The following is a 24598-nucleotide window of genomic DNA, read 5'->3' as shown; positions in this document are numbered from 1 at the left end:
GCTCGACATGACGGGCTGGATTGACAGGTCGCGATGAGCACCTCTGAAACAGCAACACCCAAACCCGCAACCGTTCCGGCCCTGACGCTGGAGCGGGCGTTGCGGCGCGAGGTACGTGGCGAGGTGATGTTCGATGCCGCATCGCGCAGTCGCTACAGCACCGATGCGTCGATCTACCAGATCGATCCCGTCGGGGTCGTGGTGCCGCGCGACGAGGCCGATCTGAAGGCCGTCGTCGATATCGCACGCGGTCTTGCCGTGCCCATCCTGCCGCGCGGCGCCGGCACCTCGCAATGCGGGCAGACCGTGGGCGCGGCGCTGGTGATCGATTGCAGCAAATACCTGCGCGAGATCGTCTCGTTCGACCGCGATCGCGCCGAGGTCACGGTGCAGCCCGGCCTGGTGCTCGATCACCTCAATGCCTGGCTCAAGCCGCACGGCCTCTGGTACCCGGTCGATGTCTCGACGGCGGCGCAGTGCACCCTGGGCGGCATGGCGGGCAACAACTCGTGCGGCTCGCGCTCCATCCGCTACGGCAACATGGTGCACAACGTGGCGGCGATCGACGCCATCCTGGCTGATGGCAGCGAGGCGACGTTCGGCCGGCTGGATGGCTCCGAAGGCGCCGCGGTCCGCCATCTGGGTGACGCCGTGCGGGCGCTGGCGGCGCGCGAGCGCGACGAGATCGAGCGGCAGGTGCCCAAGGTGCTGCGGCGCGTGGGCGGCTACAACATCGACATCTTCCATCCGCAAAGCGAGCTGCCGTACACCACCGACAACACCGTCAACCTCGCGCATCTGCTGGTCGGCAGCGAAGGCACCCTGGCAGTGACGCGGCGGCTCACGCTGAAACTCTCGCCGCTGCCCCGGCACAAGGTGCTGGGCGTGGTGAATTTCCCGACCTTCCACAAGGCGATGGAGTCGGCACAGCACATCGTGAAGCTGAAGCCGGTGACGGTGGAGCTTGTCGATCGCACCATGATCGAGCTGGCGCGCGCCAACCCAGCGTTCCGGCCGGTGATCGAGGATGCGCTGATCGGTGCGCCCGATGCGATCCTGCTGGTCGAGTTCACGGGCGAGGACGAGGACACGCCGCGGCGTGATCTGAAGAAGCTGGTCGAGCTGATGGGCGATCTCGGCCTGCCCGACGGCGTCGTCGAGATGACCGATGCCAGGCGCCAGTCGGCACTGTGGGAGGTGCGCAAAGCCGGGCTCAACATCATGATGTCGATGAAGGGCGACGGCAAACCGGTGTCCTTCATCGAGGACTGCGCCGTGCCGCTGGAGCATCTGGCCGATTACACCGCGCGCCTGACCGACGTCTTCACCCGCCACGGCACGCGCGGCACCTGGTATGCGCACGCCTCGGTCGGCACCCTGCATGTGCGGCCGATCCTCGACATGCGCCGCGACGGTGCCGCCCGGATGCGCGCCATCGCCGAGGAGGCGTCGGCCCTGGTGCGCCAGTACAAGGGCGCCTACTCGGGCGAGCACGGCGATGGGTTGGTGCGCAGCGAATGGGTGGCCTGGCAGTTCGGCCCGCGCCTGACCCGCGCGTTCGAGGAGATCAAGGGCCTGTTCGATCCGCACAACCTGCTCAACCCGGGCAAGATCGTGCGGCCGACCCGGATGGACCAGCGGGAGCTGTTCCGCTATCCGCCGGGCTACCAGGGTCTTGCGCTCAAGACCGCACTCGACTGGTCGGCCTGGGATGTGCAGAACGACCCGCGCACCGAGGCGCTGACGGCACCCGGCAGCGGCGGCGATCCGGCCGGCGGCTTCGGCAAGGCCGTCGAGATGTGCAACAACAACGGCCATTGCCGCAAGTTCGATGCCGGCACCATGTGCCCCAGCTACCGCGCCACGCGTGACGAGCAGCATCTGACGCGCGGCCGCGCCAATACATTGCGGCGAGCGCTGTCGGGCCAGCTCGGCGCCGACGCCTTCACATCGGACGCCCTGTACGAGACGCTGGATCTGTGCGTGTCCTGCAAGGGCTGCAAGCGCGACTGTCCGACCGGTGTCGACATGGCGCGCATGAAGATCGAGTTCCTGCATCACTACAAGGCGCGCCACGGTCATACGCTGAAAGACCGCTTGGTCGCGCACCTGCCGCGCTACGCCCACTGGGGCGCGCGTCTGCCCTGGCTGTTCAATCTGCGCGACAAGCTGCCCGGTGCCGCCGCACTGTCGCAGCGCATGGCGGGCTTCTCCGCCCGGCGCACATTGCCGACATGGCGCCGCGATACGTTTCTGGGCGGCCTGGTCTTTCCGTTCGAGAGCGACGGCGCGGTGGCGCCGCTATGCGAGGGTCCGGCCGGCGAGGTCGTGCTGTTCGCCGACACGTTCAACAACGCCTTCGAAGCCGAGAACGCACACAGTGCGCTGGCGATCCTGGAAGCGGCTGGCTACACGGTTCACGTGGCGATACCGGGCGGCGAGGGACGCCGGTCGCGACCGCTGTGCTGTGGGCGCACCTATCTGGCCAGCGGCATGGTCGACGAGGCCAAGGCCGAAGCGCGCCGGACCGTGGCGGCACTGTCGCCGTTCGCGGCCCGCGGCGTGCCGATCGTGGGTCTGGAACCGTCGTGTCTGCTCACCTTGCGTGACGAATATACGGTCATGGGCCTGGGCAGCGGCGCTGATCAGGTGGCGGCCAACAGTTTCCTGTTCGAGGAGTTCCTGGTGCGCGAGCACAAGGCCGCGCGCTTGAAGCTGCCGCTCAAGGCGCTGCCGCAGAAGACGGCGCTGGTGCATGGCCATTGCCATCAGAAAGCATTCGATGCGTTCACGCCGGTGCAGACCGTGCTGGGCTGGATCCCCGGCCTGACCGTCAAGCCGATCGAGTCGAGCTGTTGCGGCATGGCCGGCGCGTTCGGTTATGAAGAAGCGCACTACGACGTGTCGATGGCGATGGCCGAGCTGTCGCTGCTGCCGGCCGTGCGCGCGGCGGACAGCGAGACACTGATCGTCGCCGACGGCACCAGCTGCCGGCATCAGATCCGCGATGGCGCCGCGCGCGAGGCGCTTCACGTGGCGCGCGTGCTGGCGCTGGCACTGGCGCCCTCTACCGGGTCGACGCCTGGGTGAAACCGGGGCGCGGGATCATCCCCATCAGCGTCTGCGTGACGCCACCATCGACGATCACTTCCTCGCCGCTGATGTAGGCGGCCCGGTCGCTGGCGAGCCAGACGACGGCATCGGCGATGTCCTGCGGCGTGCCGACCCGGCCGGTGGGCACCAGCTCGGCGCGCCGGCGGGCGGTGTCTTCGTGCTGGTAGAACGCTTCCGACATCGGCGTGCGGATCAGGCCGGGGCTGACGGCGTTGCTGCGCACGCCGGAGGCGCCCCATTCCGCCGCCAGCTGGCGCGAGAGCATGGCGACACCGGCTTTGGTGACGCTGTAGGCGCCGCTCCATGGCTGTGGGTTGGTGGCCGCGATCGAGGCGACATGCACCAGCGCACCACGCTTGCGCTCCAGCATGGCGCGGCCGAAGACCTGGGCGCAGATGAAATAGCCCGTCAGATTGACCGCGATGTTGGCGTTCCAGGCTTCCAGCGGCAGGCTGGCAAGGGCGCCTGGGCTCAGGAAGCCGGCATTGTTGGCCAGCACGTCGCACGGTCCCAGCGCCGCCGTCACCCGCGCGCAGGCAGCGTCGACGCTGGCGGGATCAGCGGTATCACAGGCAACCGCCACAGCGCGGGTGCCCCGGGCCGCCAGCGCGTCGGCGGCAGCCCGGCAGGCCGCTTCGTTCTTGTCGAGGAGCGCAACCGCGGCGCCCGCCGCCGCGAAGGTGGCCGCGATCGCGCCGCCGATGCCGCCACCGGCCCCCGTGACGACACAGACCCGCCCGCTCAAGCCGAGCCAGTTGACCGTTTCTGGGGTGTCCGTCATGTGCTCCTCCGTCGGTGTCGGCATTCGTTCGAATGACCGTGACGGACGCCGGCAACTGACGCAACCTTGGCGATCGACGATGACAGTCGTGGGAAGGTGAGGCGATGAGTGAACCCGTTGCGACTGAAACGGCGGACCTGGTCGGCTCGACCGCCCGGATCGCGACCTGGAACGTGTGGGGGAATTTTGGGCCGTGGCGCGACAGGTACGCCATGATCGAGGCCGTGCTGCGTGATGCAAACCCGGATGTGATCTGCCTGCAGGAAGCATGGCGTGACGACGGGTATGACGCGGCGGAAGTGCTGGCTGCCAGCCTGGGGTATGATCAGGCCGCCACCATCGAGTGGTTCGAACCCCTGAAGCTGGCGTCAGGCACGGCCATCCTGTCGCGCTGGAAGATCGCGAAGCGTGAAGACCTCAGGTTGCCGCCGGAGGACCGCGGCAGCGGCGCGGTCTTCCAGTTCGCGGAACTCGCCGGGCCACGTGGCGTGCTCCAGGTTTTCAATGCCATGCTGGACTGGCGTCCGGATCTCAGCCACGTCCGCCAGCGCCAGGTCGAAAGACTGTGCGCATGGATACGGGAACGTCGCGTACGGGGTGCGTCCATCGTGCTGTGCGGCGACTTCAACGCGCCACCCGACTCCGACGAGATCCGGATGCTCACGGGCAAGTCCAGGCCGCCTGCACCCGGGCTGGTCTTCTATGACGCGTGGGACGCCATCCGGCCGGACGAGCGTGGCTTTACCTGGTCCGGCACGAACGCCTATGCCAAGGCGTCCCCGCGATCAGACTGCCGTATCGATTACATATTCTCGGCGTGGGGTAGCCCGGCGGGCCGTGGTCAGCCCACGGCCTGCGGTCTGCTGGGTGCCGACGCCGACCGGATCGGATCCGATCATTTCGGCGTCTGGGCCGATCTCCGATATTGAGGCGGCCGAACCGCCTACTGGTTCATCGCCGAGAAGAAGTCGGCGTTGTTCTTGCTGGTGCGCAGCTTGTCGAGCAGGAACTCGATGGCGTCGACCGGCCCCATCGGCATCAGGATGCGTCGCAGCACCCACATCTTGCTCAAGGTGGCGCGATCGACCAGCAGCTCCTCCTTACGGGTGCCCGACTTGGTGATGTCGATGGCCGGGAAGGTGCGCTTGTCGGCCACCTTGCGGTCGAGAATGATCTCGCTGTTGCCGGTGCCCTTGAACTCTTCGAAGATCACCTCGTCCATGCGGCTGCCGGTATCGATCAGCGCCGTCGAGATGATGGTGAGGCTGCCGCCTTCCTCGATGTTGCGGGCGGCACCGAAGAAGCGCTTGGGCCGCTGCAGGGCGTTGGCGTCGACACCGCCGGTCAGTACCTTGCCCGAGCTGGGCACCACGGTGTTGTAGGCGCGGCCCAGGCGGGTGATCGAATCGAGCAGGATGACGACGTCCTTCTTGTGCTCGACCAGGCGCTTGGCCTTTTCGATCACCATCTCGGCCACCTGGACATGGCGTGACGCCGGCTCATCGAAGGTCGAGGAGATCACCTCGCCCTTCACCGTGCGCTGCATGTCGGTGACTTCCTCGGGCCGCTCGTCGATCAGCAGCACCATCAGGAAGCACTCGGGATTGTTCTGCGCAATCGCGTGGGCGATGTTCTGCAGGATCATGGTCTTGCCGGTGCGCGGCGGCGCCACGATCAGGGCGCGCTGGCCCTTGCCGATCGGCGTGATCAGGTCGATCACGCGCGTGCTCATGTCGATCTGCTGCTGGTGCGACACCTGCTTCTTGGCGGTGAGCGTGCCACGGGTACGGCCGGTGCTGACCCGGCCGGCCGTCGAGGTCCGGCCCGAACCGGCTTCCTCGGCGAGCGCGGCGGCCGGGACGAACCCGGCGCCTTCCATCTCGAGGCTCAGCTTCTCGTCGGGATAGAGCGGCGTGAGGTTGTCGAAGTTGATGCGGTGGCGGACCGCGTCGGGGTCCTCGAAATTGATCAGGTTGATCTTGGTCAGTGCGAAATAGCGCTCGCCGTCCTTGGGGGCGCGGATTTCGCCGTCGACCGTATCGCCCGTCCGCAGGCCGTGACGGCGGATCTGGGCCGGGCTGACGTAGATGTCATCGGGTCCCGGCAGATAGTTCGATTCGATCGAGCGCAGGAAGCCGAAGCCGTCGGACAGCACTTCGACCACGCCGGAGCCGTAGATCGCCTGGTCGCTGTCGGCCATCCGTTTGAGAATGCCGAACATCAGCTCCTGGCGTCGGAGTGTCGAGGCACCCTCGATCTGCAGCTCCTCGGCGGCGGCCAGGAGTTCGGCGGGGGTCTTTTTCTTGAGGTCGTTGAGATTCATCTCAGTGTCTTGGGAGTATCGGTAGGCGGGGCCCGGGCGGGCAGCGGCGATGGAAAATCGACCACCAGGCCGGATTTACGAGAAACGTCAGGAGGTTAGCCGCGGACGTCGGCCGTCTGGAGACGGCTTACCGGGAAAGTGTGACGCAGCGGTATCTGGCGCGACCCGGTGCTGCGCCACTCATCGGGGCACCCCGGTATCTGCGCCCTAGATAGCGATGGGTTCCCGGAATGTCAAAGGGCGTCGGCGAATTTGATGATGGCCTCCGACGCGTTCTGTCGCATGGCAGACACGCTGCGCCGCCCGGTCGCAACCGCGCGTGGCGACGGCAATAATCGCAGGCGGAATTCGGGAGGAATGTCATGGATTTCAACGGAAAGGTTGCCCTGATCACGGGCGGCGGCAACGGTATCGGTCGCGCCACGGCGCTGGCGCTCGCCAGTCATGGCGCAAAAGTGATCGTCGTCGATCGGGACGCGGCGGGGGCTGAGGGCACCGCCGGCGCCATCCGGCAACAGGGCGGCGACGCGCGGTCCGTCGCCGCCGACGTCACGCGGTCGGCCGAGGTGCAGGCTTACGTGAAGGCGGCCCTCGACGCCTACGGACGCATCGATTGCTTTTTCAACAACGCCGGCATCGAAGGCAAGGTCCAGCCGACCGCCGACTACGACGAAGCCATGTTCGATGCCGTCATCTCGGTCAACGTGAAGGGGGTGTTCCTCGGTCTGCGCCATGTTCTGCCCGTCATGCTGAAGCAGAAGTCGGGCACGATCGTGAATACGGCATCGGTCGCCGGCCTGGTGGGTACGCCCGGCATGCCGGCCTATGTCGCCTCCAAGCACGCCGTGATCGGTCTGACCAAGACCGCCTCCGGCGAGGTGGCGCGCCAAGGCATCCGGATCAATGCCGTTTGCCCCGGCCCGGTCGACACCCGCATGATCCACTCACTGGAAGCGCAGCTTGATCCCAACGACCCCGCCAATGCCAGCCAGCGCTACCAGGCGGCGCTGCCGACCGGGCGCTACACCACGCCCGAGGAAATCGCCAACGTGGTGCTGTTCCTGCTGTCGGACCTGTCGGGCAATGTCACTGGTGCGCAATGGGTCGTCGATGGCGGCCGCACGGCGACCGGCGGTGCCGCCACGCAGGCGATGCAACGGTAATGTGATCCTCCCCACGCAGTGGGGAGGGAAGATCCATGACCCTACCCGCGACCGAGCGCCTCTACCTGCAAGACGATCACTGTTTCGACACGGATGCGACGGTGATCGCCGTGCGCGATGCCGCGATGGCGTTCGACCGTACCTGCTTCTATCCCGGTGGCGGCGGCCAGCCACCGGACCGGGGACTGGCGACTTTCGAGAGCGGCACTGCTGTCGACATCGGGTCCGTCCATGCTGATCCTGATGGCGTGATCTGGCATGCCTGCGCGGTGGCGCCATCGCCGGATACCGTAGGGGCGCGCGTCCGGCTGGCGGTGGACCGCGAGCGGCGATTGGCGCTGGCGCGCTATCACACCGTGCTGCACGTGCTGAACACGATCGCCCTGCAGGACTACGGTGCATGGATCACCGGCGTGCAGATCGGTGTCGACTACTCGCGGATCGATTTCAAGTGGGACGGTTTTGCCGCGGCGCTGACGGCGGCCGTGGAAGCCAAGGTCAACGCCGTCCTCGATGCCAACCGGCCGCTGCGGTCCTACACCATCAGCGAAGGCGCGTTTCGCGAGCGCCAGGATCTGCTGCGGACCTTGGAGGTGAAGCCGCCTGTCGTGAACGGCACGGTGCGCGTGGTGGAGATCGAGGGTTTCGATGCGCAGGCTTGCGGCGGCACGCACGTGCCGATGACGTCACATGTCGGACGGTTCTCGATCTTCCGGGTCGAGAACAAGGGTCGCATCAACAAGCGGCTGTACGTGCGGCTGGAACGGCCCGTTCTCAGCGTCAGCCCCAGCGGTGCGCGCGACCTGTTCTGGTGAGATGCCGCGGCCCTACTCGGCCGCGACTTTCTTGAGGTCCTTCGAATAGGCGATGCTGACCGGTGCGTCGGCCTCGAACGGGCTCTTCAGGCCCAGCGTGTCGCCGAAGTCGCGCAGTGCCGGCAACACCTCCTGTGCCAGCAGGCGGATGCAGGTCATCGAGTCCTGGTGCGAGACGGCACCGTCGTTGGCCCAGATGGCCATGATGCTGGGCCGCGTTTCCTCCAGGATGCGCTTGAGCTTGGGGATCACCGTCTTGGGCGTACCGGCGATGATCTGCATGTCCTCGAGCTGCTGCTCGAAGCTGGGGCGGCCGCGCGGGCTCACCGCGCGACCGCTGGCGAACTCGACGAAGGCGCGCCGTTGCGTCGGCGAGAAATAGCCCGACGGGCTGCTCCACACCGGATGCGCCAGGCCGGTGAATTCGCCCTGCATCCACATGAATTGCCGCGCGTTCTCGATCGCCTTCTCCTCGGTCTCCGCCACGTGCACGCGCTGCAGGTAGCCGCGGTTCTCCGGGCCGGCGGTGTAGCCGGCCTCGGCGGCGGCTTTGTCGTAGGTTTCCCAGATCTTCTTGGTCGCCTCGATCGAGGTGTTGAGCGCGATGTAGGGATAGCGCTGCTGGGCCGACCAGATGATGGTCTCGCGGCTGACGACGCCCGGAATCCAGACGCGGGGATAGGGCTTCTGCAGCGGCACAGCCCACGGGTTCACGACGCGATGCTGATAGTGCGTGCCTTCCCAGCGGAAGGGGCCGGGCTGAGTCCAGGTCTTGACGATCAGGTCGTGGGCCTCTTCGAAGCGCTCGCGGTTGTAGGCCGGGTTGACGCCGGTGGCGAGCTGCTCCTGGCCGCCGCCGCGGACGAAGCCCGATACCAGTCGGCCCTTGGAGATCATGTCGATCATCGCCAGCTCTTCGGCCAGGCGGATCGGATTCTCGGCCAGCGGCAGCGGGTTGCCCAGCATCACCAGCTTGACCCGCTTGGTGACGCCGGCCAGCACGCTGGCGAAGACATTCGCCTTAGCCTGCATGCAGAATGGCGCGTTGTGGTGCTCGTTCAGCATGATGCCGTCGAAGCCCATGTCCTCAGCGTGCACGTACTGTTCGATGTACTCGTTGTACAGCCGGCTGCCGGCCACCGGATCGAAGTGCTTGTTGGAAAACGTCAACGCCGTGGCGCCGAATCGCAGCCCCTCCTCGGAGGCGTAGGCCGACATCGGCTGTTCGGTGAAGTACATCAGATGCATGAGGGCCTCCCATGGCCGACCGATGTCACGACAGCGTCGTTCGCATCATTTTCCGTCAAGGAACGACGTGACCAGGGCGGCCAGCGCCGCCGGCTTTTCCATGTCGACGCAATGGCCGCACGCCGGAATGATCTCCAGGCGCGCGTCCGGCAGGCGCGACGCATAGAGGCGGCCGGCGCTGAGCGGCACCACGCGATCGTCCTCGCCCCACACGACCAGCGACGGCAATCGCACGCCGGCGAGCAGGTGCGGCAGGGTCTGGCTGTACATGTAGGGCTTCCAGGCGATACGGAAGCTCATCTCGCGGCAGATGTCCCATTGCTCGAGCTGGTCGGTGCTGGGCTCGGACCCGTAGGCAGCCGCGAAGCCTTCGTCCGTGTGAAAGCCGGCGCGCGCGTAGTCGATGTAGCTCAGCAGCGCCTGATCCAGGATGTCGCCTTCAGGCGGCTTCAGTCCCATGGCGCCCACCAGCACGAGCCGCTTCGGATCACGCGGCGCCATGCTTGCCATTTCGGACGCGATCCAGCCGCCGAAGCCCAGGCCCAGCAGCGATGCCTGCTGCAGGCCCAGATCCGACAGCAGGCAACGATACATGACCGCCACGTCGCGCACGCGGCGCAGCCATGATGGGCGCTCGGATCGTCCGTATCCGGGATGGTGCGGCACCAGCACGTCGAACCGCCGCGACAACGCCTCGTAGAGCGGCAGGCGCTCCAGGGTGCCGATATCGTGGTGCAGGATGAGAAGCGGCGCGCCACTGCCGGCGCGCGATACATGCAGTTTGATGCCGGCCACTTCGACAGGCTTGTCCGACCACGTCGCCGCCATGCCGTTTCCCCAATCCATATTAGGAAAGAAAACGCTCGCAGCGGTGGTGGGGTTAAGTCAATCGACGCCGGTTGCGGTTGATGCAACCCTGTCAGAACGACAGCGCGGTTGCTGCATGATCCCTCTCCCCGCCGGAGCTGGGAAGGGAGAACAAGACACTCAAGCGTCGGTGATCACCGCGGTCGCCTCGATCTCGACCACCAGGCCGGGCACGGCGAGCGTCGAGATGCCGATCAAGGCCGAGGCGCAGCGCGACTTCTTCACCCAGCGCGCCAGTTCGCTGGTGATCGCACCACCGTCGCGGATGTCGGTGCAGTAGATGGTGAGTCGCGTGACGTGCTCCATCTTGGCACCGGCCTGACGCAAGGCGCGGCTGATCTTGCTCATGGTGAGGCGTGTCTGCGCACCGGCATCCTTGCCGCGCACCCGCCCCTTGTTGTCGAGCGACGTCGTGCCGGCAACGAACACGAACGGCCCGGTCTTCACCGCGCGCACGTACCAGCCGGCGATCTCCGTGCCGTCGGGAAATTCCTCGCGTGTCATGGCAGTCCCCCATTGTTGGTCAGAGCGCGGCGAGAGCATCACAGAATGGCAGCGATGACCAGCGATCCGTGCGGCTCTTGCGATGACAGGCGTCTTGCCGATTCAAAGGCTGCGTGACACCGTCGCCGCCCACACGGAGGAATCGATGTCGCTGGAGCTCTATCTTGCCTATCTCGCGACCTGCATCCTGATCGCCATCGTGCCCGGCCCGACCGTGGCGCTGGTTGTCGCCAACAGCCTGACACACGGTATGCGCGCGGGCCTGCTGAACGTCGCCGGCACGCAGTTGGCATTGGCGGCGATGATGGGCGTCCTGGTTGTCGGACTGGCGTCGATTGTCGAAACCATGGGCTTCTGGTTCGATTGGATCCGGCTGTTGGGCGCCGCATACCTGGTCTGGCTGGGCTGGAAGCTGCTGCGCACGTCCGGCGCCGTCGACGCCGGCGGCATCACGCCCAAACCGCGCGGCGGCTTCTTCCTGCAAGGCTTCCTGGTGATGCTGAGCAATCCCAAGGTGCTGATCTTCTTCGGCGCCTTCATCCCGCAGTTCATCAATCCCGAGCACGACCAGGTCGGTCAGATCGCGCTGCTGGGTGTGACCGCGATGGGCGTCGCGCTGGTATCCGACAGCGTCTACGCTGTCCTGACCGGCCGCGCCCGCAGCCTGTTCTCGCGCCGTCGCGTGCGGCTGATGTCGCAGATCAGCGGCGCTACGTTGATCGGCGGTGGTGTCTGGCTTGCCTTCACGCGTAGCCGATAGATTGCGCCGTCAATCACGTTGCTCCAGGTACCGGTGGATCGCCGTGTGGTCGGTGTCCTTGCCGAGTTTGCGCATCGCGTCGGCCCACACCTTGGCCATGTCCTGCATCGTATCGACGCGCGCGCCCATCTGGTCGGCGAGTTCGGCTGCCGTCGCGAGGTCCTTGGCCATCAGCGCCAGGGCGAAGCCGGCGGTATAGTTACGCGGGATCACGAACGGCTTGGCCTTGACCTGCGTGCTGTTGCTCATGCCGCTGGAGGTGTTGAACACCTCGACCATGACATTGGGATCGAGGCCGAATTTCTCGCCGACGATCAGCGCTTCGCACATCGACAGCAGGCTGGTGGCCGACAGGTAGTTGTTGAGCGCCTTCAGCGCATGGCCCGATCCGATGGCGCCGGCGTGAAACACCGTCTTGCCCATCGCCTGCAGCAGCGGCTGGCACTGCGCAACGTCCTCGGCCGAGCCGCCGGCCATGATGGCGAGCGAGCCGTCGAGGGCGCGCCGCACGCCGCCGGAGACCGGCGCATCGATGCAGCGCAGGCCGCGCGCCGCGAGATCGGCGCTCAGCGCGCGGGTGCCGGTCGGCGCGCTCGACGACATGTCGATCACGATGCGGCCGCGCGGCAGGCCGTCGGCGGCGGCGTCGGAGCCGTCGAGCACGGCCTGGCGCACGATCTTGCCGTCGGGCAGCATGGTGATGACGGCGTCGGCGCCGTCCGCCGCTGCCTTGGCCGATGGTGTCGCCGTTGCCGCGGGATGGGCGCCGACGAAGTCCGACACCGCTTGCTGTGAGGCGTCATAGACGCGCAGCGCATAGCCGGCCGCGATCAGATGGGCCGCCATCGGTTTGCCCATCATGCCCAGTCCGATGAAGGCGATGGTGGCCGGCGGCGTCAGTGGCGTAGCCATGACATGGTCTCCTGGTGCAAGGCGCTGCGCGGGCGGCGACGGATCATTTCTCGGCGAACACGTCCTTGGCCAGTTTGGCGGCGGACATCGCGGTCGGCCAGCCGGAGTAGAACGCCAGGTGGGTGATCAGCTCGACCAGCTCGTCCTGCGTCACGCCATTGCTTTGTGCCCGCACGAGATGACCGCGCAGCTGTTCGGTCCGGTTGAGCGCCACCAGCGTGGCAACGGTGATCAGGCTGCGGTCCCGCTTGGACAGGCCGGGACGCTCCCAGACATCGCCGAACAGCACGTTCTCGGTGAGATCGAGCAGCTTGGGGGCGAACGATCCGAGCTGGTCGCGGGCCGATGACAAAGACTTGGCCATGGCGGGTCTCCATGCGGTGGGTTGTCAAGATGCGGCAAGTGTAGCATTGAGGGCATTGATGAAAACGATCGCCCCCGTCGACACGTGCATCGCAGTGCTGTTGTTCTGCATGGCATCCGCATCGGTGCTCGAATGCGACGTGGCGACGGACAGCACCGTCGCGCCGCGGTGATCGCGCATGTCCCGGCGATGGGTCGCACGTTGGCAGGACTGGTCGGGCAAGGGACTGGAACACATCGTCCTTGATCTTGATGCCGACGGCGTCACCGCGTCGTCGATCGTACTGGCGATGACGGACGAGCGTCCGTTCGTCGTGCAATACGAGTTGCGCCTCGATCGCCAATGGCGCGTGCGCGAGGCGCGCATCATGATCCCCGGCGAGCAACGAGCACTCGAGCTGCGCAGCGATGGCGCGGGCCGTTGGACGGACGGCGCCGGTGCGGCGCTACCGCAACTCGCCGGTGCCATCGACATCGACATCTCGGTGACGCCGTTCACCAACACGCTGCCGATCCGGCGGTTGGAGTGGGCGGCGGGCCGCGCGGCCGATCTGCGCATGGCCTACGTGCTGCTGCCCGATCTGGCCGTATCGGCCGACCCGCAGCGCTACACCTGTCTCGAGCCCGGTCGACGCTTTCGCTACGAGTCGCTCGACAGCGATTTCACGCGCGACATCGACATCGATACCGATGGCCTGGTCGTGACCTACCCGGGGTTGTTTCGCCGGGTCCTGTAGGCGGAGCATCGTTTCCTGGCGCGCCGTTCACCGGTGATGTGCCCGGTCCGACGGCGGGACACCATGACAATCGCTCGACAAAACCGACGCGGCGAGTCACGTAGAACGCTGGACGCCCGACCCGGAGAATGCCCATGGCACGCTTGAACGCGCACCCCAGTGGCCGGCACTTCCTGCAGATCCCTGGCCCGACCAACGTGCCCGACCGCATCCTGCGGGCAATGGACCATCCCACGATCGACCATCGCGGCCCTGAATTCCAGGCGCTGGCCCAGCAGGTTCTGGCCGGGTTGCGGCCGGTTTTCCAGACCCAGGGTCCGGTGGTGATCTATCCGGCGTCGGGAACGGGCGCGTGGGAGGCGGCGCTGGTCAACACGCTCTCGCCCGGCGATGCCGTTCTGATGGTGGAGACCGGCCATTTCGCCACCTTGTGGAAGAAGCTCGCCGAGCGGTTGGGGCTGAAGCCCGAGTTCCTGCCGGGCGACTGGCGCCATGGCGTCGATGCCGCCCAGGTCGAACAGCGGCTGCGCGAGGATACCGGCCGAACCCTGAAGGCCGTTTGTGTCGTGCACAACGAGACATCGACTGCCGTCACGTCCGACATCGCCGCGGTGCGCCGCGCCATCGATGCTGCCGGCCACCCGGCGCTGCTGCTGGTCGACACGATCTCGTCCTTGGGCTCGATCGACTATCGCCACGATGCCTGGGGTGTCGATGTCACGGTGGCCGGTTCGCAGAAGGGGCTGATGCTGCCGCCCGGATTGTCGTTCAACGCCATCAGCGCCAAGGCGCTGGCGGCGTCAAAGACGGCGCGGCTGCCGCGATCCTACTGGGCCTGGGACGAGATGCTGGCAGCCAATGCCAACGGCTGGTTTCCCTTCACGCCCGCCACCAACCTGCTCTACGGCCTGGCCGAGGCCATCGACATGTTGATGGAGGAGGGCCTGACGGCTGTCTTTGCCCGCCACGCCCGCCACGGCGCGGCGACGCGCGCGGCGGTCACGGCCTGGGGCCTGGACCTGCTGTGCCTCAACCCGGCCGAGTACAGCCAGGCGCTGACCGCGGTGGTGATGCCGGCCGGCCACGATGCCGATGCCTTCCGCAAGATCGTCCTGCAGCACTTCAACATGTCGCTGGGCCAGGGTCTGACCAAGGTCGCCGGCAAGGTCTTCCGCATCGGCCACCTCGGCGACTTCAACGACCTGACCCTGGTCGGGACGTTGGGCGGGGTCGAGATGGGGTTGGCGCTGGCTGGCGTGCCCCACCGCGAGGGTGGTGTGCAGGCGGCCATGGCGGTGTTGCGCACGACGGGATCGCCCGCGACGGCGGTGCGGCGGGCAGCGGAATAGAGCCCTCGGTATATTCCCCGACCGCGAATATGGTTTCGTGTCAGGCGATGGTGGCTGAAACGTCGCGCTGACGAGCGCGCGTCGGCTTCCTATGTTCGACGGCGCAGGGTGCGATAAAAGCCATGTCCATCAAGTGGATTTGGCCCCATCAAGTCCTGTACCCGAAACCGCAACCTCCTTGTAACCCATTGATGTCAAGCCTAAAACGGCTTTCCGCGGCGCTTTTTTGGTCGCCACGCCAGGATTCTTCGTGCCATAGTCTGGCCGCAAAACCGGCCGTCGGACAGGCGTTGGGGACCCGGGTGGCTGTGGGGAGACGAAGCGTATGACCGGAGCGGACCGGGCCAGGCGCGTACTGATCTACAGCCACGACAGCTTCGGGCTGGGCCATCTGAGCCGCTGTCGCACGATCGCCAATGCCCTGGTTGGCGCCGACGACGATTTGTCCGTGCTGATCCTGTCCGGCTCCCCGATCATCGGCAGCTTTGATTTCAAGGCCCGGGTCGATTTCGTGCGCGTGCCCGGGGTGGTCAAGCAGCAGGACGGCGAGTACGAAGCGCTGAACCTGAACATCGGCATCGAGCGCACCCTGGAGATGCGGGCAGCGCTGATCCGGCAGACCGCCGAGATTTTCGAGCCGGACCTGTTCATCGTCGACAAGGAGCCGCTGGGGCTGCGCGGCGAGGTGGCGGCTACCCTGCGCATGCTGAAGGACCGCGGCAAGCCGCTGGTCCTGGGCCTGCGCGACGTCATGGACGAGCCGGCCCTGCTGGCGCCGGAATGGAAGCGCAAGAACGTCCTGCCGGCGCTGCGCGATCTCTACGACGACATCTGGATCTACGGCTTGCCGCAGATGACCGACCCGCTGGCCGGCATTGCGCTGCCCAAATCGGTCAAGCGCAAGGTCGTCTATACCGGCTATCTGCGGCGTGACCTGCCCACCGAGTCCGGCCTGCCGGCCGTGGTCCGCGGCCTGGACCGGCCGTATATCCTGGTGACGCCCGGCGGCGGCGGCGACGGCGAGTTGCTGGTCGACTGGGTGCTGCGCGCCTACGAGCACGACGCCAAGATCCCATACGCCGCAGTCGTCGTTTTCGGTCCCTTCATGGCGCCGGAGGTGCGCGAAGGCTTCCGCCAGCGCGCGGCACGCCTGTCCGGCATCCGCACGATGACGTTCGAGACCAACCTCGGCGCGCTGATGTCCTGTGCCGCGGGCGTCGTGGCGATGGGCGGCTACAATACGTTCTGCGAGATCCTCAGCTTCGACAAGCGGGCGCTGATCGTGCCGCGCACCCGACCGCGCCTGGAGCAGTTCATCCGTGCCCAGAGCGCGCGTCAGCAGAAGCTGCTGGAAATGCTGGCCGATGATGGCCGGCGCGACCCGGCGACCATGGCCACGGCACTGCGCCAGCTGCCCCAGCAAGGGCTGCCGTCAGACGCCATCATCCCCGGCCTGCTCGACGGCCTGCCCAATGTCGGCAAGCTGGTGGCCAAGCACCTCAAGCGGCCCCTGCTGCGGCCGGTGTCGGTGGTCACGCCTGATGATGGCGTGGTCAGCGGATCGTCGATGGAGCCGGTGCCGTACGAATCGGTCCAGGAACGCCAACGCGGCGTGGCGTGAGCGCGAACCTCGATCCGGCGTCGTCCGCCGACGGCGGCGTGGTGGCGGACGGTTCACCGTCGGTGGCGGTCGTGCTGAAGGGCTATCCGCGACTGTCCGAGACCTTCATTGCGCAGGAGATCGAGGGTCTCGAGCGACACGGCCTGCGGCTGTCGCTGGTCTCGCTGCGTCACCCGACGGATACCACGCACCACCCGGTCCATGAGCGCATCCGCGCCGCCGTCTCCTATCTGCCCGAATATCTTTATCAGGAGCCGCTGCGCGTCCTGCGCGGCTGGTGGGCGGCCCGGCGCCTGCCGGGCTATCCCGCGGCCCGGGCGCAGTGGCTGCGCGACTGGCGGCGCGACCCGACCCCCAACCGCGGCCGGCGCTGGGGCCAGGCGCTGGTGCTGGCGCGCGAGCTGCCGGCCAGCGTGGGCTGGCTCCATGTCCATTTCCTGCACACGCCGGCCTCGGTGGTGCGCTACACCGCGATGATGCGCGGCCTGCCTTGGAGCGGCTCGGCGCACGCCAAGGACATCTGGACCACGCCGGACTGGGAGATCGCCGAGAAGCTGGCCGACTGCCGCTGGCTGGTGACCTGCACGGCGGCCGGTCGTGACCGGCTGGCAGCCCTGGCGCCGACACCGGGCACGGTGATGCTGGTCTATCACGGGCTCGATTTGCAGCGCCTGCCGCCGGCCCTGGCTACCCGACCGGTGCGCGATGGACGCAACAGCGCCGATCCCGTCATCATCCTGTCGGTCGGCCGGCGGGTCGAGAAGAAGGGTCTCGACGACGTCCTGGAAGCGCTCGCCGTGCTGCCCAGGGACATCCATTGGCGCTTCGAGCATATCGGCGGCGGGCCGCTGGGCGCAAAACTGAAGGCGCGGGCGGTGCAGCTGGGGCTCGGCGAACGCTGCGTGTGGCACGGCGCACGCGCGCAGGCGTTCGTCTTCGACGCCTATGCCCGGGCCGACATCTTCGTGCTGGCCAGCAAGGTCGCCGGCGACGGCGATCGCGATGGACTGCCCAACGTGCTGATGGAAGCCCAGTTCAGCGGCATGGCGTGCGTGGCGACCCGGGTGTCGGCAATCCCCGAACTGATCGATGACGGCGACAGCGGCCTGCTGGTGCCGCCGGCCGACCCGGCGGCGCTGGCCGCGGCGCTGGAACAGGTGATTCGCGATCCGGCACGCCGGGCGCGGCTGGCGCAGCGCGGGACCGAGATCGTGCGGACCCGGTTCTCCTTCGAGCATGGCGTCGAGCGCATCGCGGACCGGTTGAAGCGTGGACTGGCGGGGCCGTGCCGCGCGACGCACAGCTAAGATCGCACGGGTGCGCAAACGGTTGGCCGCGCGCTTCTCACATCCCACTTCACAACCGACGCTTCGTATGCGAAGCATTCAAGGTGGTTCGCGTGACATTGCTTGAGGCCCTGTCGGAGCGGCGCTAAACTCCTGCCGGATTTATGTCTGTGGGGGGATATTCATGATGCGGTGGGGCGCGGTGCTGGCAATGGCGATCGTGGCGCTGTCACTGACGCCCGCGGCGCACGCACAAGGTGGTCAGTTCAGCGACGTGACGTCCATCCGGGCCTGCAATCAGAGCAGCAAGGTGGTCATGGTCGCCAAGGCGGCGGCCACCGGCCAGCAGCAGGATGGCAAGAACGTCTTCCTGTCCCAGGGCTGGTACGAACTCAATCCGTCCCAGTGCATCACGCTGTGGAACGGCCCGTTGGCCAATCGCTACTATTACGTCTACGCCGAGTCGTCGAGCTCGCACTGGTCGGGCGGCTACCCGATGTGCGTCAGCGAAAAGTCCTTCCGCATCGCCGAAGTGCAGTGCTCACAGGGATATGTGCGGCGGCAGTTCAACCAGATCGACGTGGGCGGCAAGTCCGGCGTCTTCACCTATTACTTCCAGGGGAGCTGACATCGTCTCCCCAACACAGCTCGGCGCTTGAGTAGGAGGTCGTCATGTCTCTGGCGAATCGATGCATTGCGGAAGTCGTCGGTACCTTCTGGCTGGTGTTGGGCGGTTGCGGCAGCGCCGTCTTGGCGGCCGCTTTCCCTGATGTCGGCATCGGGTTGGCCGGGGTCTCCCTGGCTTTCGGTCTCACCGTCCTGACCATGGCGTTCGCCATCGGGCACGTGTCGGGCTGTCACCTCAACCCGGCCGTGACGGTTGGCCTCGCCACCGCGCGGCGGTTCCCGATGGGGGAGGTCATTCCCTACATCGTCGCGCAGGTGATCGGCGGCATCATTGGCGCCGGCGTTCTCTACGTGATCGCCAGCGGCAAGGCCGGGTTCGATCTCGCCGGCGGCCTGGCATCGAACGGCTACGCCGATCATTCGCCCGGCAAGTACACGATGGTCGCGGGCCTGGTCACCGAGATCGTCATGACGTTCATGTTCCTGTTCATCATCCTGGGCGCGACGGACAAGCGGGCGCCCGCCGGGTTCGCGCCCATCGCCATCGGCCTGGCGTTGACGCTGATCCACCTGATCAGCATTCCGGTGACGAACACGTCGGTGAACCCCGCCCGCAGCACGGGTCCGGCCGTGTTCGTCGGCGGCTGGGCGATTCAGCAGCTGTGGCTGTTCTGGGTTGCACCGGTCATTGGTGCGGTTCTCGCCGGAATCGTCTACCCGATCATTGCCCCGGAAAAGGCCGATGCCGGAGTGTCTTCGCGATCGCAGCCGGGCGTTCAGGTATCGCCCTGAGCCAGGCGCTCAACGCGTTCCGATCGCCTCGGGATTGATCACGCGCACGGGCTGACCGTCGAGCCAGGCCAGCAGGTTCTCGACACTGTCCTGGTAGAAGGCACGGAACGTCGCCTCGGCGACGTAGCCCAGGTGTGGTGACAGCACGACGTTGTCCAGCGTCGTCAGCGCATGCCTGGCCGGCAGCGGCTCGATGTCGTAAACGTCGAGCCCGGCGGCGCCCAGGTGCCGGCTGCGCAGGGCATCGACCAACGCCGCCTCGTCGACGATCGGGCCGCGCGAGCTGTTGACCAGGACCGCGCCCTTCTTCATGCGCGCCAGCTCGGCACGGCCGATCAGCCCCCGCGTGCGATCGCTCAGCACGAGATGGATCGAGACGATGTCCGATGTCGACAACAGCTCGTCCTTCGATACCAACCGGGCACCACCGTCGCGGGCGCGCTCAGCCGTCAGGTTGGCGCTCCAGGCGACCACCTCCATGTCGAACGCCCTGGCGTAGTGCGCCATCTTGGCGCCGAGCTTGCCCAGGCCGATGACGCCCAGGCGCTTGCCGGCCAGGATCAATCCCATGTCCAGGCCGTCATGCCAGCCGCCCGCGCGCACCAGCCGGTCGGCGCGGGTGACATGGCGCGCCGCGTCCATCAACAGCGCCCACGCCAGTTCCGACGTCGCCGATTGATTGGGGCCGGTGCTGGTGTTGCTGACGGGAATGCCGCGCGCCGTGCAGGCGGCGAGATCGAGGCTGGGTGCCCGCGCGCCGGTCAGGACCATGAATTTCAAATTCGGCAGTCGTGCGATCAACGTCCCGGGCATCGGCTGCCGCTCGCGCATCAGCACGATGGCGTCGAACGGCGCCAAGGCTGCCGCCGCCTGGTCGATCGTCCCCAGCGGCTGATTGAACACGGTGATCGCCACGTCGCGTGCCCGGGCCTTGTCCCAGTCGGCGTAGCTGAGGGCGAGGTTCTGATAGTCGTCGAGGATGGCGAGCTTCGTGGTCATGTGCGGGTTCCGTCAGTCACGTCGGCTTGCGGTGGATTGCTTAAAGAACAGCGGTGCTGATGGATCATCAGCACCGCCTGGGTTGATACGACCACCGCAGCTTCTGCGCGGAGCGATCAGTCGGCCTTGATGTTGTTGTCCTTCACCACCTTGCCCCAGCGCGCCACCTGCTCGGTGAGGAAGGTGTTGAACTGCTCCGGCGAGCTGGCCACGAGGTCCATGCCGAGCTGTTCGCCGAGCTGCTTGCGCACCTCGGGGTGCTCCAGGGCCTTCTTCAACGCCGCATGCATGCGCTCCTGGATCGCCTTGGGCGTTCCGGCCGGCGCCAGTACGCCCCACCAGGCCAGGGCCGAGAAATTCGGGAAGCCCTGCTCGGCCAGGGACGGCACGTCGGGCAACACCGCCGAGCGCTTGTCGCCGGTGACCGCCAGCGGGCGCACTTTGCCGCCCTTGATCTGTGGCACCAGCAACGCCACCGTGCCGATGGCGAGGTCGATCTGGCCGGCGACGATATCCTGCGTCATCGGCCCGCCGCCCTTGTAGGGCACATGCACGACTTTGAAATCGCCCGCCTGCTGCACCAGGGTCATGGTGAGATGGCCCAGGCTGCCGTTGCCGATTGAGCCGTAGGTGATCGTGTCGGGCTTGGCCTTGGCGGCGGCCACCACTTCGCTGAAGGTTTTGAACGGCCGGCCCGGCGGCGTCACCACGGTGTTGGGCGACGTGCCGATCAGCATCACCGGCGCCAGGTCCTTCATGGTGTCGAACGGCATGTTCGGCAGCAGGCTGGGATTGACGGCGTGCGTATCGAACACGAACACCCAGGTATAGCCGTCGGGCGGCGACTTCGCGGCCGCGGCCGTGCCGATCGAGCCGCCGGCGCCGGGCCGGTTGTCGACGATGATGTTCCAGCCCGTCGCATCGACGATCTGCTTCTGCACGATGCGCGCTACCGGATCGACCGTGCCGCCGGGCGGGAAGGGTACGATGAACTTGATCGGCTGCTTGGGCCAGTCATCGCTCTGCGCCTGCACCGGCGACGTGCCCAGCAAAGCGGCTCCGACGAGGGCAAGCGTGGCAGCGCGACGCAAAAGGGTGACAGGCATGTTTCCTCCCATGGTTGAGCGGGATCAGTCGGCGATGAACGTGACGTAGCTGACGATGCCGACTGCGGCGATGAAGAATGTCAGGCTGGCGATACGACTGCCATAGCGCACGATGTCGTAGCCTTTGCGGAGAAACCGATCCTGGGCGTATTCGGCAAACCGGTCACGAAGCATGGGGGCGTTCCTCTTCTTGGTTTATTGGCGGGCGCGCGCAACGGACGCTGCGGACGCAAATACTTTCCACGGTCCTGTGTTTGCGATCAAGTGAAGGTTTGACTTCGTAAGCCTTGTAAAGGCCGAGGATTTCGGTCCAGCTTGACATTCCCGTCGCATCGACCCATGTGTGATGGATCATGACGGCTCGCCGGCACATCCAGACGTACGCTCGCGCAGGACGCGTGCGGGCAGGCTAGCCCGCCCCGGAGCCGATTCGCACGTTTGTGCGTTCGTCGGCCCAGCCGGGGCCGATTTTCTCCTCATCTCACCAGATCAGACTGTCTCTCGCGCGGCGCTGGAACGTCGCGTCGTTTCGCATCGGTCAAAGAAAGGGACCATCATGACTTCTGCCGTGCTTCACGCCGGCGACGCCGTCGCGTTGCCGCCCATCGTGCTGACCGCCGACAACCACGAGCGGCTGGGTCACCTGGTCGATGTCGCGTCGGATGGCGTGGCGGCCGAAGCCGATTTCCTCGCCCGCGAAATCGATCGCGCCGACATTGTCGCGCCCGAGCAGATTCCACCCTCGGTCGTGACCATGAATTCGCGCTGCGTCTTTCGCGACGATGCCAGCGGCCGCGATCGCACGGTGACGCTGGTCTATCCCGAGGATGAGGACCTCGCGTCCGGCCAGATCTCGGTCCTCACGCCGGTCGGTGCAGCCCTGATCGGCCTTGGCGAGGGCCAGTCGATGTCCTGGCACACGCGCAACGGCGAAAGCCGCAAGCTTACGCTGCTGCAGGTCGCGTTCCAGCCGGAAGCGGCGGCGCGGCAGGGGGCGGACGTGCACTGAGCCTGCCACCGCCGGCTGGCTGTTGCCGGCTGCCCACGGTATGAGTCGCGCGCCGGGAGGTGGCCGATGCGGGCACGTGATGACGATCTGATCGAGGTTGCGCCGTCGGTTCAGGCGGCGCTGTCCGAAGGGCGGCCGGTCGTGGCGCTCGAATCGACGATCATCACCCACGGCATGCCCTACCCCGCCAACCTGGACATGGCCACGACGGTCGAGGGGATCGCGCGCGCGGTGGGCGCGACGCCGGCAACCATCGCCGTCATCGATGGGCGTATCCGCGTCGGGCTCGGCGATGAGCAACTCGGCCGGCTGGCGCAGACGCGCGAGGCCCGCAAGGCATCGCGCCGCGATCTGGCGGCGCTCGTTGCGAGCCGCGGTACCGCCGGCACGACCGTATCCGCCACCATGCTGATTGCGGCGCGGTGCGGCATCGCCGTCTTCGGCACCGGCGGCATCGGCGGCGTGCATCGCGGCGCGGAGGAGACGTTCGACATCTCCGCCGACTTGATCGAACTGGGCCGCACGCCGGTCGCCGTCGTGGCCGGCATCAAATCGATCCTCGACATCGGCAAGACGCTGGAGGTCCTCGAGACGCAAGGTGTGCCGGTGCTGGGCTACGGCACGCAGGTGTTCCCGGCGTTCTACGCCCGCGAGAGCGGCCACGCCGTCGACTACCGCATCGACTCGCCGCGCGCCGTCGCCGAGATCATGCACGCCCAGCAGCGCCTGGGTATCGAAACCGGCATGTTGATCGCCAATCCCGTCCCGGCGGAGCATGCACTGCCGGCAGCCGACATGGATGCGCTGATCGCCGACGCCTGCCGCGACGCAGAGGCCGCCGGCGTGTCGCGCAAGGACGTGACGCCCTTCCTGCTCGCGCTCGTCAACGCATTGACCGGCGGCGCCAGCCTCAAGGCCAACATCGCGCTGGTCAAAAGCAATGTCGATCTGGCCGCCCGCATCGCGGTCGAGCACGCGGCACTGAACGCGATCACGCCGTCATCCCGAGCGCAGCGAGGGATCTAGGGCGCCGGCGATCGGTGTTCGATGCCGTAGCGCGCGTAGACGGTCTTGAACGTGCCGTCGCCCAGCATGCGGTCGATCGCAGCATCGATCTTCTGGCGCAGCGCGGTATCGCCGCCGCGCATGCCGACGGCGATGTTCCAGGATAGCTGCGGCTCCTGCTCGTAGGCGTGAACCAGCCGGATCGGCGTGGCCGGGTGCTGCAGGTTGAAATAACCGACGCTCGCCGGCGACACCGCGGCGGCATCGATGCCGCCAGCCGCCAGCGCCGCGATCATCTCGTCCTCGAAACCGTACGGCGTCGTCTTGAGGCCGCGCTGGCCCAGGACCATCTGGGCCAGCGATCCGGCCTGCACGCCAATGCGTCGCGTGCCGTCGAGATCGCGAAACGATGCAATGGCCGCAGCGCTCATCGGCAGGGCCAGCGCGACGCCGCTGCGATGGTAGGGCCTGGAGATCCGGATGCGGCCTTCGGCCTGGACCTGCGGTTCGACGATCGTGTCGAGGACGATGTCGCAGTCGGCCGAGCGGTACTGGATCGGGCTGACCACCCAGGCGACGTCGAGGCTTACATCGAGATGTTGCGCGATCGCACGGGCCAGGTCGATCTGGAATCCGGGCGGGTCGTTGCGACGGCTGGCAAAGGGCAGTGCGTTGGGATGAGCGCACAGGCTGAGGACGCCGCGCGCCGTGATCGCTTCCAGCGAACGCGCCGACGCTGTCGCGGTGAGGCAAACCACGGCGCCGGCAATGAGCGCAAGACATGTCGCCGTGCCGCCGGCCCGGCGATCGCTACGGTGCGTCGGGCAGGCTGCGGATATAGGCGACGATCGCCTGGATCTGGTCATCGTTGAAGCTCTTGCCGAAGGCCGGCATGCCCGGCGGCTTACCCTGTTTGATCTGCTTGATGATGAACTCGTCCGACTTGTCCGTGCCGGCCAGCTTGGGCCCGCGCCCTGCCACGCGGCCGCCGCCCTGATGACACCAGCCGCACGAGGTCGCGAACAGCCGGGTGACGGCCGGGTCGACGGACGGACCTTTATCCGGATCGGCCGACGGCGCGCTCTGCGCGTCGGCCGACGCTGCGGCGATGAAGGCGCCGGCAACGCTCAGGACGGCAACGGACCACCATCGAAACCGGGCCATGGATCGAATCATCCGAGGTGACTGGCAGCGGCGCACGAGGGCGAGCCGGACGG

At 66.9% G+C, this 24598-nt stretch carries 25 protein-coding genes; 13 read left to right on the top strand and 12 right to left on the bottom strand.

The window, feature by feature from the left end; genetic code table 11:
* Window positions 1–33: 33 nt before the first annotated feature.
* Window positions 34–3090: an FAD-binding and (Fe-S)-binding domain-containing protein gene (locus tag FQU96_RS39940; protein WP_146547015.1), complete on the top strand. Its 3057-nt coding sequence runs from the start codon at window positions 34–36 to the stop codon at window positions 3088–3090.
* Here FQU96_RS39940 and FQU96_RS39935 read toward each other — a convergent pair.
* Window positions 3068–3895: an SDR family NAD(P)-dependent oxidoreductase gene (locus FQU96_RS39935; RefSeq protein WP_146547014.1), complete on the bottom strand. Its 828-nt coding sequence runs from the start codon at window positions 3893–3895 to the stop codon at window positions 3068–3070. The genes FQU96_RS39940 and FQU96_RS39935 overlap by 23 nt on opposite strands.
* A gap of 104 nt (window positions 3896–3999) precedes the next feature.
* On the opposite strand from FQU96_RS39935, the gene FQU96_RS39930 reads away from it, so the two are divergent.
* Window positions 4000–4824 (top strand): endonuclease/exonuclease/phosphatase family protein, encoded by an 825-nt coding sequence (locus tag FQU96_RS39930; protein ID WP_146547013.1) that lies wholly within the window; start codon window positions 4000–4002, stop codon window positions 4822–4824.
* Between the two features lie 14 nt (window positions 4825–4838).
* Here FQU96_RS39930 and rho read toward each other — a convergent pair whose 3' ends face one another.
* Entirely contained in the window at window positions 4839–6218 is a 1380-nt protein-coding gene (gene rho / locus FQU96_RS42970; RefSeq protein WP_146547012.1) for a transcription termination factor Rho, read from the bottom strand.
* A gap of 362 nt (window positions 6219–6580) precedes the next feature.
* Here rho and FQU96_RS39920 point away from each other — a divergent pair, with 362 nt between their 5' ends.
* Together FQU96_RS39920 and FQU96_RS39915 are read left to right on the top strand one after the other, a co-directional pair.
* Complete coding sequence (locus FQU96_RS39920) at window positions 6581–7381, top strand: glucose 1-dehydrogenase (protein WP_146547011.1); 801 nt, start codon at window positions 6581–6583, stop codon at window positions 7379–7381.
* A 35-nt stretch (window positions 7382–7416) separates the two neighbouring features.
* Entirely contained in the window at window positions 7417–8196 is a 780-nt protein-coding gene (locus tag FQU96_RS39915; RefSeq protein ID WP_146547010.1) for an alanyl-tRNA editing protein, read from the top strand.
* A gap of 12 nt (window positions 8197–8208) precedes the next feature.
* Here FQU96_RS39915 and FQU96_RS39910 read toward each other — a convergent pair whose 3' ends face one another.
* The 3 genes from FQU96_RS39910 to FQU96_RS39900 all read right to left on the bottom strand — a co-directional run bounded on the left by FQU96_RS39910 (window position 8209) and on the right by FQU96_RS39900 (window position 10815).
* The gene (locus tag FQU96_RS39910) at window positions 8209–9444 is read right to left on the bottom strand and encodes an LLM class flavin-dependent oxidoreductase (RefSeq protein WP_146547009.1); all 1236 of its coding nucleotides are present in this window, start codon (window positions 9442–9444) and stop codon (window positions 8209–8211) included.
* Between the two features lie 45 nt (window positions 9445–9489).
* Window positions 9490–10272 (bottom strand): alpha/beta fold hydrolase, encoded by a 783-nt coding sequence (locus FQU96_RS39905; RefSeq protein WP_178131115.1) that lies wholly within the window; start codon window positions 10270–10272, stop codon window positions 9490–9492.
* Between the two features lie 159 nt (window positions 10273–10431).
* Window positions 10432–10815 carry a RidA family protein gene (locus tag FQU96_RS39900; RefSeq protein ID WP_178131113.1) on the bottom strand — a complete coding sequence of 128 codons (384 nt, stop codon included), beginning with the start codon at window positions 10813–10815 and terminating at the stop codon, window positions 10432–10434.
* A 145-nt stretch (window positions 10816–10960) separates the two neighbouring features.
* On the opposite strand from FQU96_RS39900, the gene FQU96_RS39895 reads away from it, so the two are divergent.
* Entirely contained in the window at window positions 10961–11575 is a 615-nt protein-coding gene (locus tag FQU96_RS39895; RefSeq protein WP_146547006.1) for a LysE family translocator, read from the top strand.
* Window positions 11576–11584: 9 nt separating this feature from the next.
* Here the strand turns inward: FQU96_RS39895 and FQU96_RS39890 are convergent, their stop codons facing one another.
* Both FQU96_RS39890 and FQU96_RS39885 read right to left on the bottom strand, forming a co-directional pair.
* Window positions 11585–12487 (bottom strand): NAD(P)-dependent oxidoreductase, encoded by a 903-nt coding sequence (locus FQU96_RS39890; protein ID WP_255468855.1) that lies wholly within the window; start codon window positions 12485–12487, stop codon window positions 11585–11587.
* A 43-nt stretch (window positions 12488–12530) separates the two neighbouring features.
* Entirely contained in the window at window positions 12531–12851 is a 321-nt protein-coding gene (locus FQU96_RS39885) for a carboxymuconolactone decarboxylase family protein (protein WP_146547005.1), read from the bottom strand.
* 178 nt (window positions 12852–13029) lie between these two features.
* On the opposite strand from FQU96_RS39885, the gene FQU96_RS39880 reads away from it, so the two are divergent.
* The 6 genes from FQU96_RS39880 (at window position 13030) to aqpZ (ending at window position 19262) form a co-directional block, all read left to right on the top strand.
* Window positions 13030–13587: a putative glycolipid-binding domain-containing protein gene (locus tag FQU96_RS39880; RefSeq protein ID WP_146547004.1), complete on the top strand. Its 558-nt coding sequence runs from the start codon at window positions 13030–13032 to the stop codon at window positions 13585–13587.
* Window positions 13588–13721: 134 nt separating this feature from the next.
* Window positions 13722–14936: an alanine--glyoxylate aminotransferase family protein gene (locus tag FQU96_RS39875; RefSeq protein WP_146547003.1), complete on the top strand. Its 1215-nt coding sequence runs from the start codon at window positions 13722–13724 to the stop codon at window positions 14934–14936.
* Between the two features lie 325 nt (window positions 14937–15261).
* The gene (locus FQU96_RS39870; protein WP_218575065.1) at window positions 15262–16557 is read left to right on the top strand and encodes a glycosyltransferase family protein; all 1296 of its coding nucleotides are present in this window, start codon (window positions 15262–15264) and stop codon (window positions 16555–16557) included.
* 62 nt (window positions 16558–16619) lie between these two features.
* Window positions 16620–17864: a glycosyltransferase family 4 protein gene (locus FQU96_RS39865; protein WP_218575066.1), complete on the top strand. Its 1245-nt coding sequence runs from the start codon at window positions 16620–16622 to the stop codon at window positions 17862–17864.
* A gap of 163 nt (window positions 17865–18027) precedes the next feature.
* On the top strand, window positions 18028–18471 hold the full coding sequence (locus tag FQU96_RS39860; protein ID WP_146547002.1) for a DUF1036 domain-containing protein: 444 nt from the start codon (window positions 18028–18030) through the stop codon (window positions 18469–18471).
* A 44-nt stretch (window positions 18472–18515) separates the two neighbouring features.
* A complete protein-coding gene (gene aqpZ, locus FQU96_RS39855) occupies window positions 18516–19262 on the top strand; it encodes an aquaporin Z (RefSeq protein WP_146547001.1) in 747 nt (248 codons plus the stop codon).
* A gap of 9 nt (window positions 19263–19271) precedes the next feature.
* Here aqpZ and FQU96_RS39850 read toward each other — a convergent pair whose 3' ends face one another.
* The 3 genes from FQU96_RS39850 to FQU96_RS42400 form a co-directional block, all read right to left on the bottom strand.
* Window positions 19272–20261, bottom strand: a complete 990-nt coding sequence (locus FQU96_RS39850) for a D-2-hydroxyacid dehydrogenase family protein (protein WP_146547000.1) — start codon at window positions 20259–20261, stop codon at window positions 19272–19274.
* Between the two features lie 116 nt (window positions 20262–20377).
* The gene (locus FQU96_RS39845) at window positions 20378–21367 is read right to left on the bottom strand and encodes a tripartite tricarboxylate transporter substrate binding protein (protein WP_218575064.1); all 990 of its coding nucleotides are present in this window, start codon (window positions 21365–21367) and stop codon (window positions 20378–20380) included.
* Window positions 21368–21391: 24 nt separating this feature from the next.
* Window positions 21392–21541: a hypothetical protein gene (locus FQU96_RS42400; protein ID WP_178131111.1), complete on the bottom strand. Its 150-nt coding sequence runs from the start codon at window positions 21539–21541 to the stop codon at window positions 21392–21394.
* A 382-nt stretch (window positions 21542–21923) separates the two neighbouring features.
* On the opposite strand from FQU96_RS42400, the gene rnk reads away from it, so the two are divergent.
* Both rnk and FQU96_RS39835 read left to right on the top strand, forming a co-directional pair.
* Window positions 21924–22376 (top strand): nucleoside diphosphate kinase regulator, encoded by a 453-nt coding sequence (rnk, locus tag FQU96_RS39840; protein WP_146546998.1) that lies wholly within the window; start codon window positions 21924–21926, stop codon window positions 22374–22376.
* A gap of 66 nt (window positions 22377–22442) precedes the next feature.
* Window positions 22443–23402, top strand: a complete 960-nt coding sequence (locus FQU96_RS39835; RefSeq protein WP_146546997.1) for a pseudouridine-5'-phosphate glycosidase — start codon at window positions 22443–22445, stop codon at window positions 23400–23402.
* Here the strand turns inward: FQU96_RS39835 and FQU96_RS39830 are convergent.
* On the bottom strand, window positions 23399–24247 hold the full coding sequence (locus tag FQU96_RS39830; RefSeq protein ID WP_146546996.1) for an ABC transporter substrate-binding protein: 849 nt from the start codon (window positions 24245–24247) through the stop codon (window positions 23399–23401). The genes FQU96_RS39835 and FQU96_RS39830 overlap by 4 nt on opposite strands.
* Complete coding sequence (locus tag FQU96_RS39825) at window positions 24192–24545, bottom strand: cytochrome c (RefSeq protein ID WP_146546995.1); 354 nt, start codon at window positions 24543–24545, stop codon at window positions 24192–24194. Before FQU96_RS39825 ends, FQU96_RS39830 begins: the two co-directional genes overlap by 56 nt.
* Window positions 24546–24598 lie beyond the last annotated feature (53 nt).

Origin of the sequence: Reyranella sp. CPCC 100927 (assembly GCF_007859315.1) — a bacterium.
GTDB lineage: Bacteria > Pseudomonadota > Alphaproteobacteria > Reyranellales > Reyranellaceae > Vineibacter.
Note: the sequence above shows the minus strand (reverse complement) of the source record. Positions and strands in the feature narration are given on the sequence as shown.

Excerpts from the sequence above, each read along its gene's own strand:
- FQU96_RS39940 (WP_146547015.1), top strand. The coding sequence starts at position 34 with ATGAGCACCTCTGAAACAGCAACACCCAAACCCGCAACCGTTCCGGCC.
- FQU96_RS39935 (WP_146547014.1), bottom strand. The coding sequence starts at position 3,895 with ATGACGGACACCCCAGAAACGGTCAACTGGCTCGGCTTGAGCGGGCGG.
- FQU96_RS39930 (WP_146547013.1), top strand. The coding sequence starts at position 4,000 with ATGAGTGAACCCGTTGCGACTGAAACGGCGGACCTGGTCGGCTCGACC.
- rho (WP_146547012.1), bottom strand. The coding sequence starts at position 6,218 with ATGAATCTCAACGACCTCAAGAAAAAGACCCCCGCCGAACTCCTGGCC.
- FQU96_RS39920 (WP_146547011.1), top strand. The coding sequence starts at position 6,581 with ATGGATTTCAACGGAAAGGTTGCCCTGATCACGGGCGGCGGCAACGGT.
- FQU96_RS39915 (WP_146547010.1), top strand. The coding sequence starts at position 7,417 with ATGACCCTACCCGCGACCGAGCGCCTCTACCTGCAAGACGATCACTGT.
- FQU96_RS39910 (WP_146547009.1), bottom strand. The coding sequence starts at position 9,444 with ATGCATCTGATGTACTTCACCGAACAGCCGATGTCGGCCTACGCCTCC.
- FQU96_RS39905 (WP_178131115.1), bottom strand. The coding sequence starts at position 10,272 with ATGGCGGCGACGTGGTCGGACAAGCCTGTCGAAGTGGCCGGCATCAAA.
- FQU96_RS39900 (WP_178131113.1), bottom strand. The coding sequence starts at position 10,815 with ATGACACGCGAGGAATTTCCCGACGGCACGGAGATCGCCGGCTGGTAC.
- FQU96_RS39895 (WP_146547006.1), top strand. The coding sequence starts at position 10,961 with ATGTCGCTGGAGCTCTATCTTGCCTATCTCGCGACCTGCATCCTGATC.
- FQU96_RS39890 (WP_255468855.1), bottom strand. The coding sequence starts at position 12,487 with ATGGCTACGCCACTGACGCCGCCGGCCACCATCGCCTTCATCGGACTG.
- FQU96_RS39885 (WP_146547005.1), bottom strand. The coding sequence starts at position 12,851 with ATGGCCAAGTCTTTGTCATCGGCCCGCGACCAGCTCGGATCGTTCGCC.
- FQU96_RS39880 (WP_146547004.1), top strand. The coding sequence starts at position 13,030 with ATGTCCCGGCGATGGGTCGCACGTTGGCAGGACTGGTCGGGCAAGGGA.
- FQU96_RS39875 (WP_146547003.1), top strand. The coding sequence starts at position 13,722 with ATGGCACGCTTGAACGCGCACCCCAGTGGCCGGCACTTCCTGCAGATC.
- FQU96_RS39870 (WP_218575065.1), top strand. The coding sequence starts at position 15,262 with ATGACCGGAGCGGACCGGGCCAGGCGCGTACTGATCTACAGCCACGAC.
- FQU96_RS39860 (WP_146547002.1), top strand. The coding sequence starts at position 18,028 with ATGATGCGGTGGGGCGCGGTGCTGGCAATGGCGATCGTGGCGCTGTCA.
- aqpZ (WP_146547001.1), top strand. The coding sequence starts at position 18,516 with ATGTCTCTGGCGAATCGATGCATTGCGGAAGTCGTCGGTACCTTCTGG.
- FQU96_RS39850 (WP_146547000.1), bottom strand. The coding sequence starts at position 20,261 with ATGACCACGAAGCTCGCCATCCTCGACGACTATCAGAACCTCGCCCTC.
- FQU96_RS39845 (WP_218575064.1), bottom strand. The coding sequence starts at position 21,367 with ATGCCTGTCACCCTTTTGCGTCGCGCTGCCACGCTTGCCCTCGTCGGA.
- FQU96_RS42400 (WP_178131111.1), bottom strand. The coding sequence starts at position 21,541 with ATGCTTCGTGACCGGTTTGCCGAATACGCCCAGGATCGGTTTCTCCGC.
- rnk (WP_146546998.1), top strand. The coding sequence starts at position 21,924 with ATGACTTCTGCCGTGCTTCACGCCGGCGACGCCGTCGCGTTGCCGCCC.
- FQU96_RS39835 (WP_146546997.1), top strand. The coding sequence starts at position 22,443 with ATGCGGGCACGTGATGACGATCTGATCGAGGTTGCGCCGTCGGTTCAG.
- FQU96_RS39830 (WP_146546996.1), bottom strand. The coding sequence starts at position 24,247 with ATGACCAGATCCAGGCGATCGTCGCCTATATCCGCAGCCTGCCCGACG.
- FQU96_RS39825 (WP_146546995.1), bottom strand. The coding sequence starts at position 24,545 with ATGGCCCGGTTTCGATGGTGGTCCGTTGCCGTCCTGAGCGTTGCCGGC.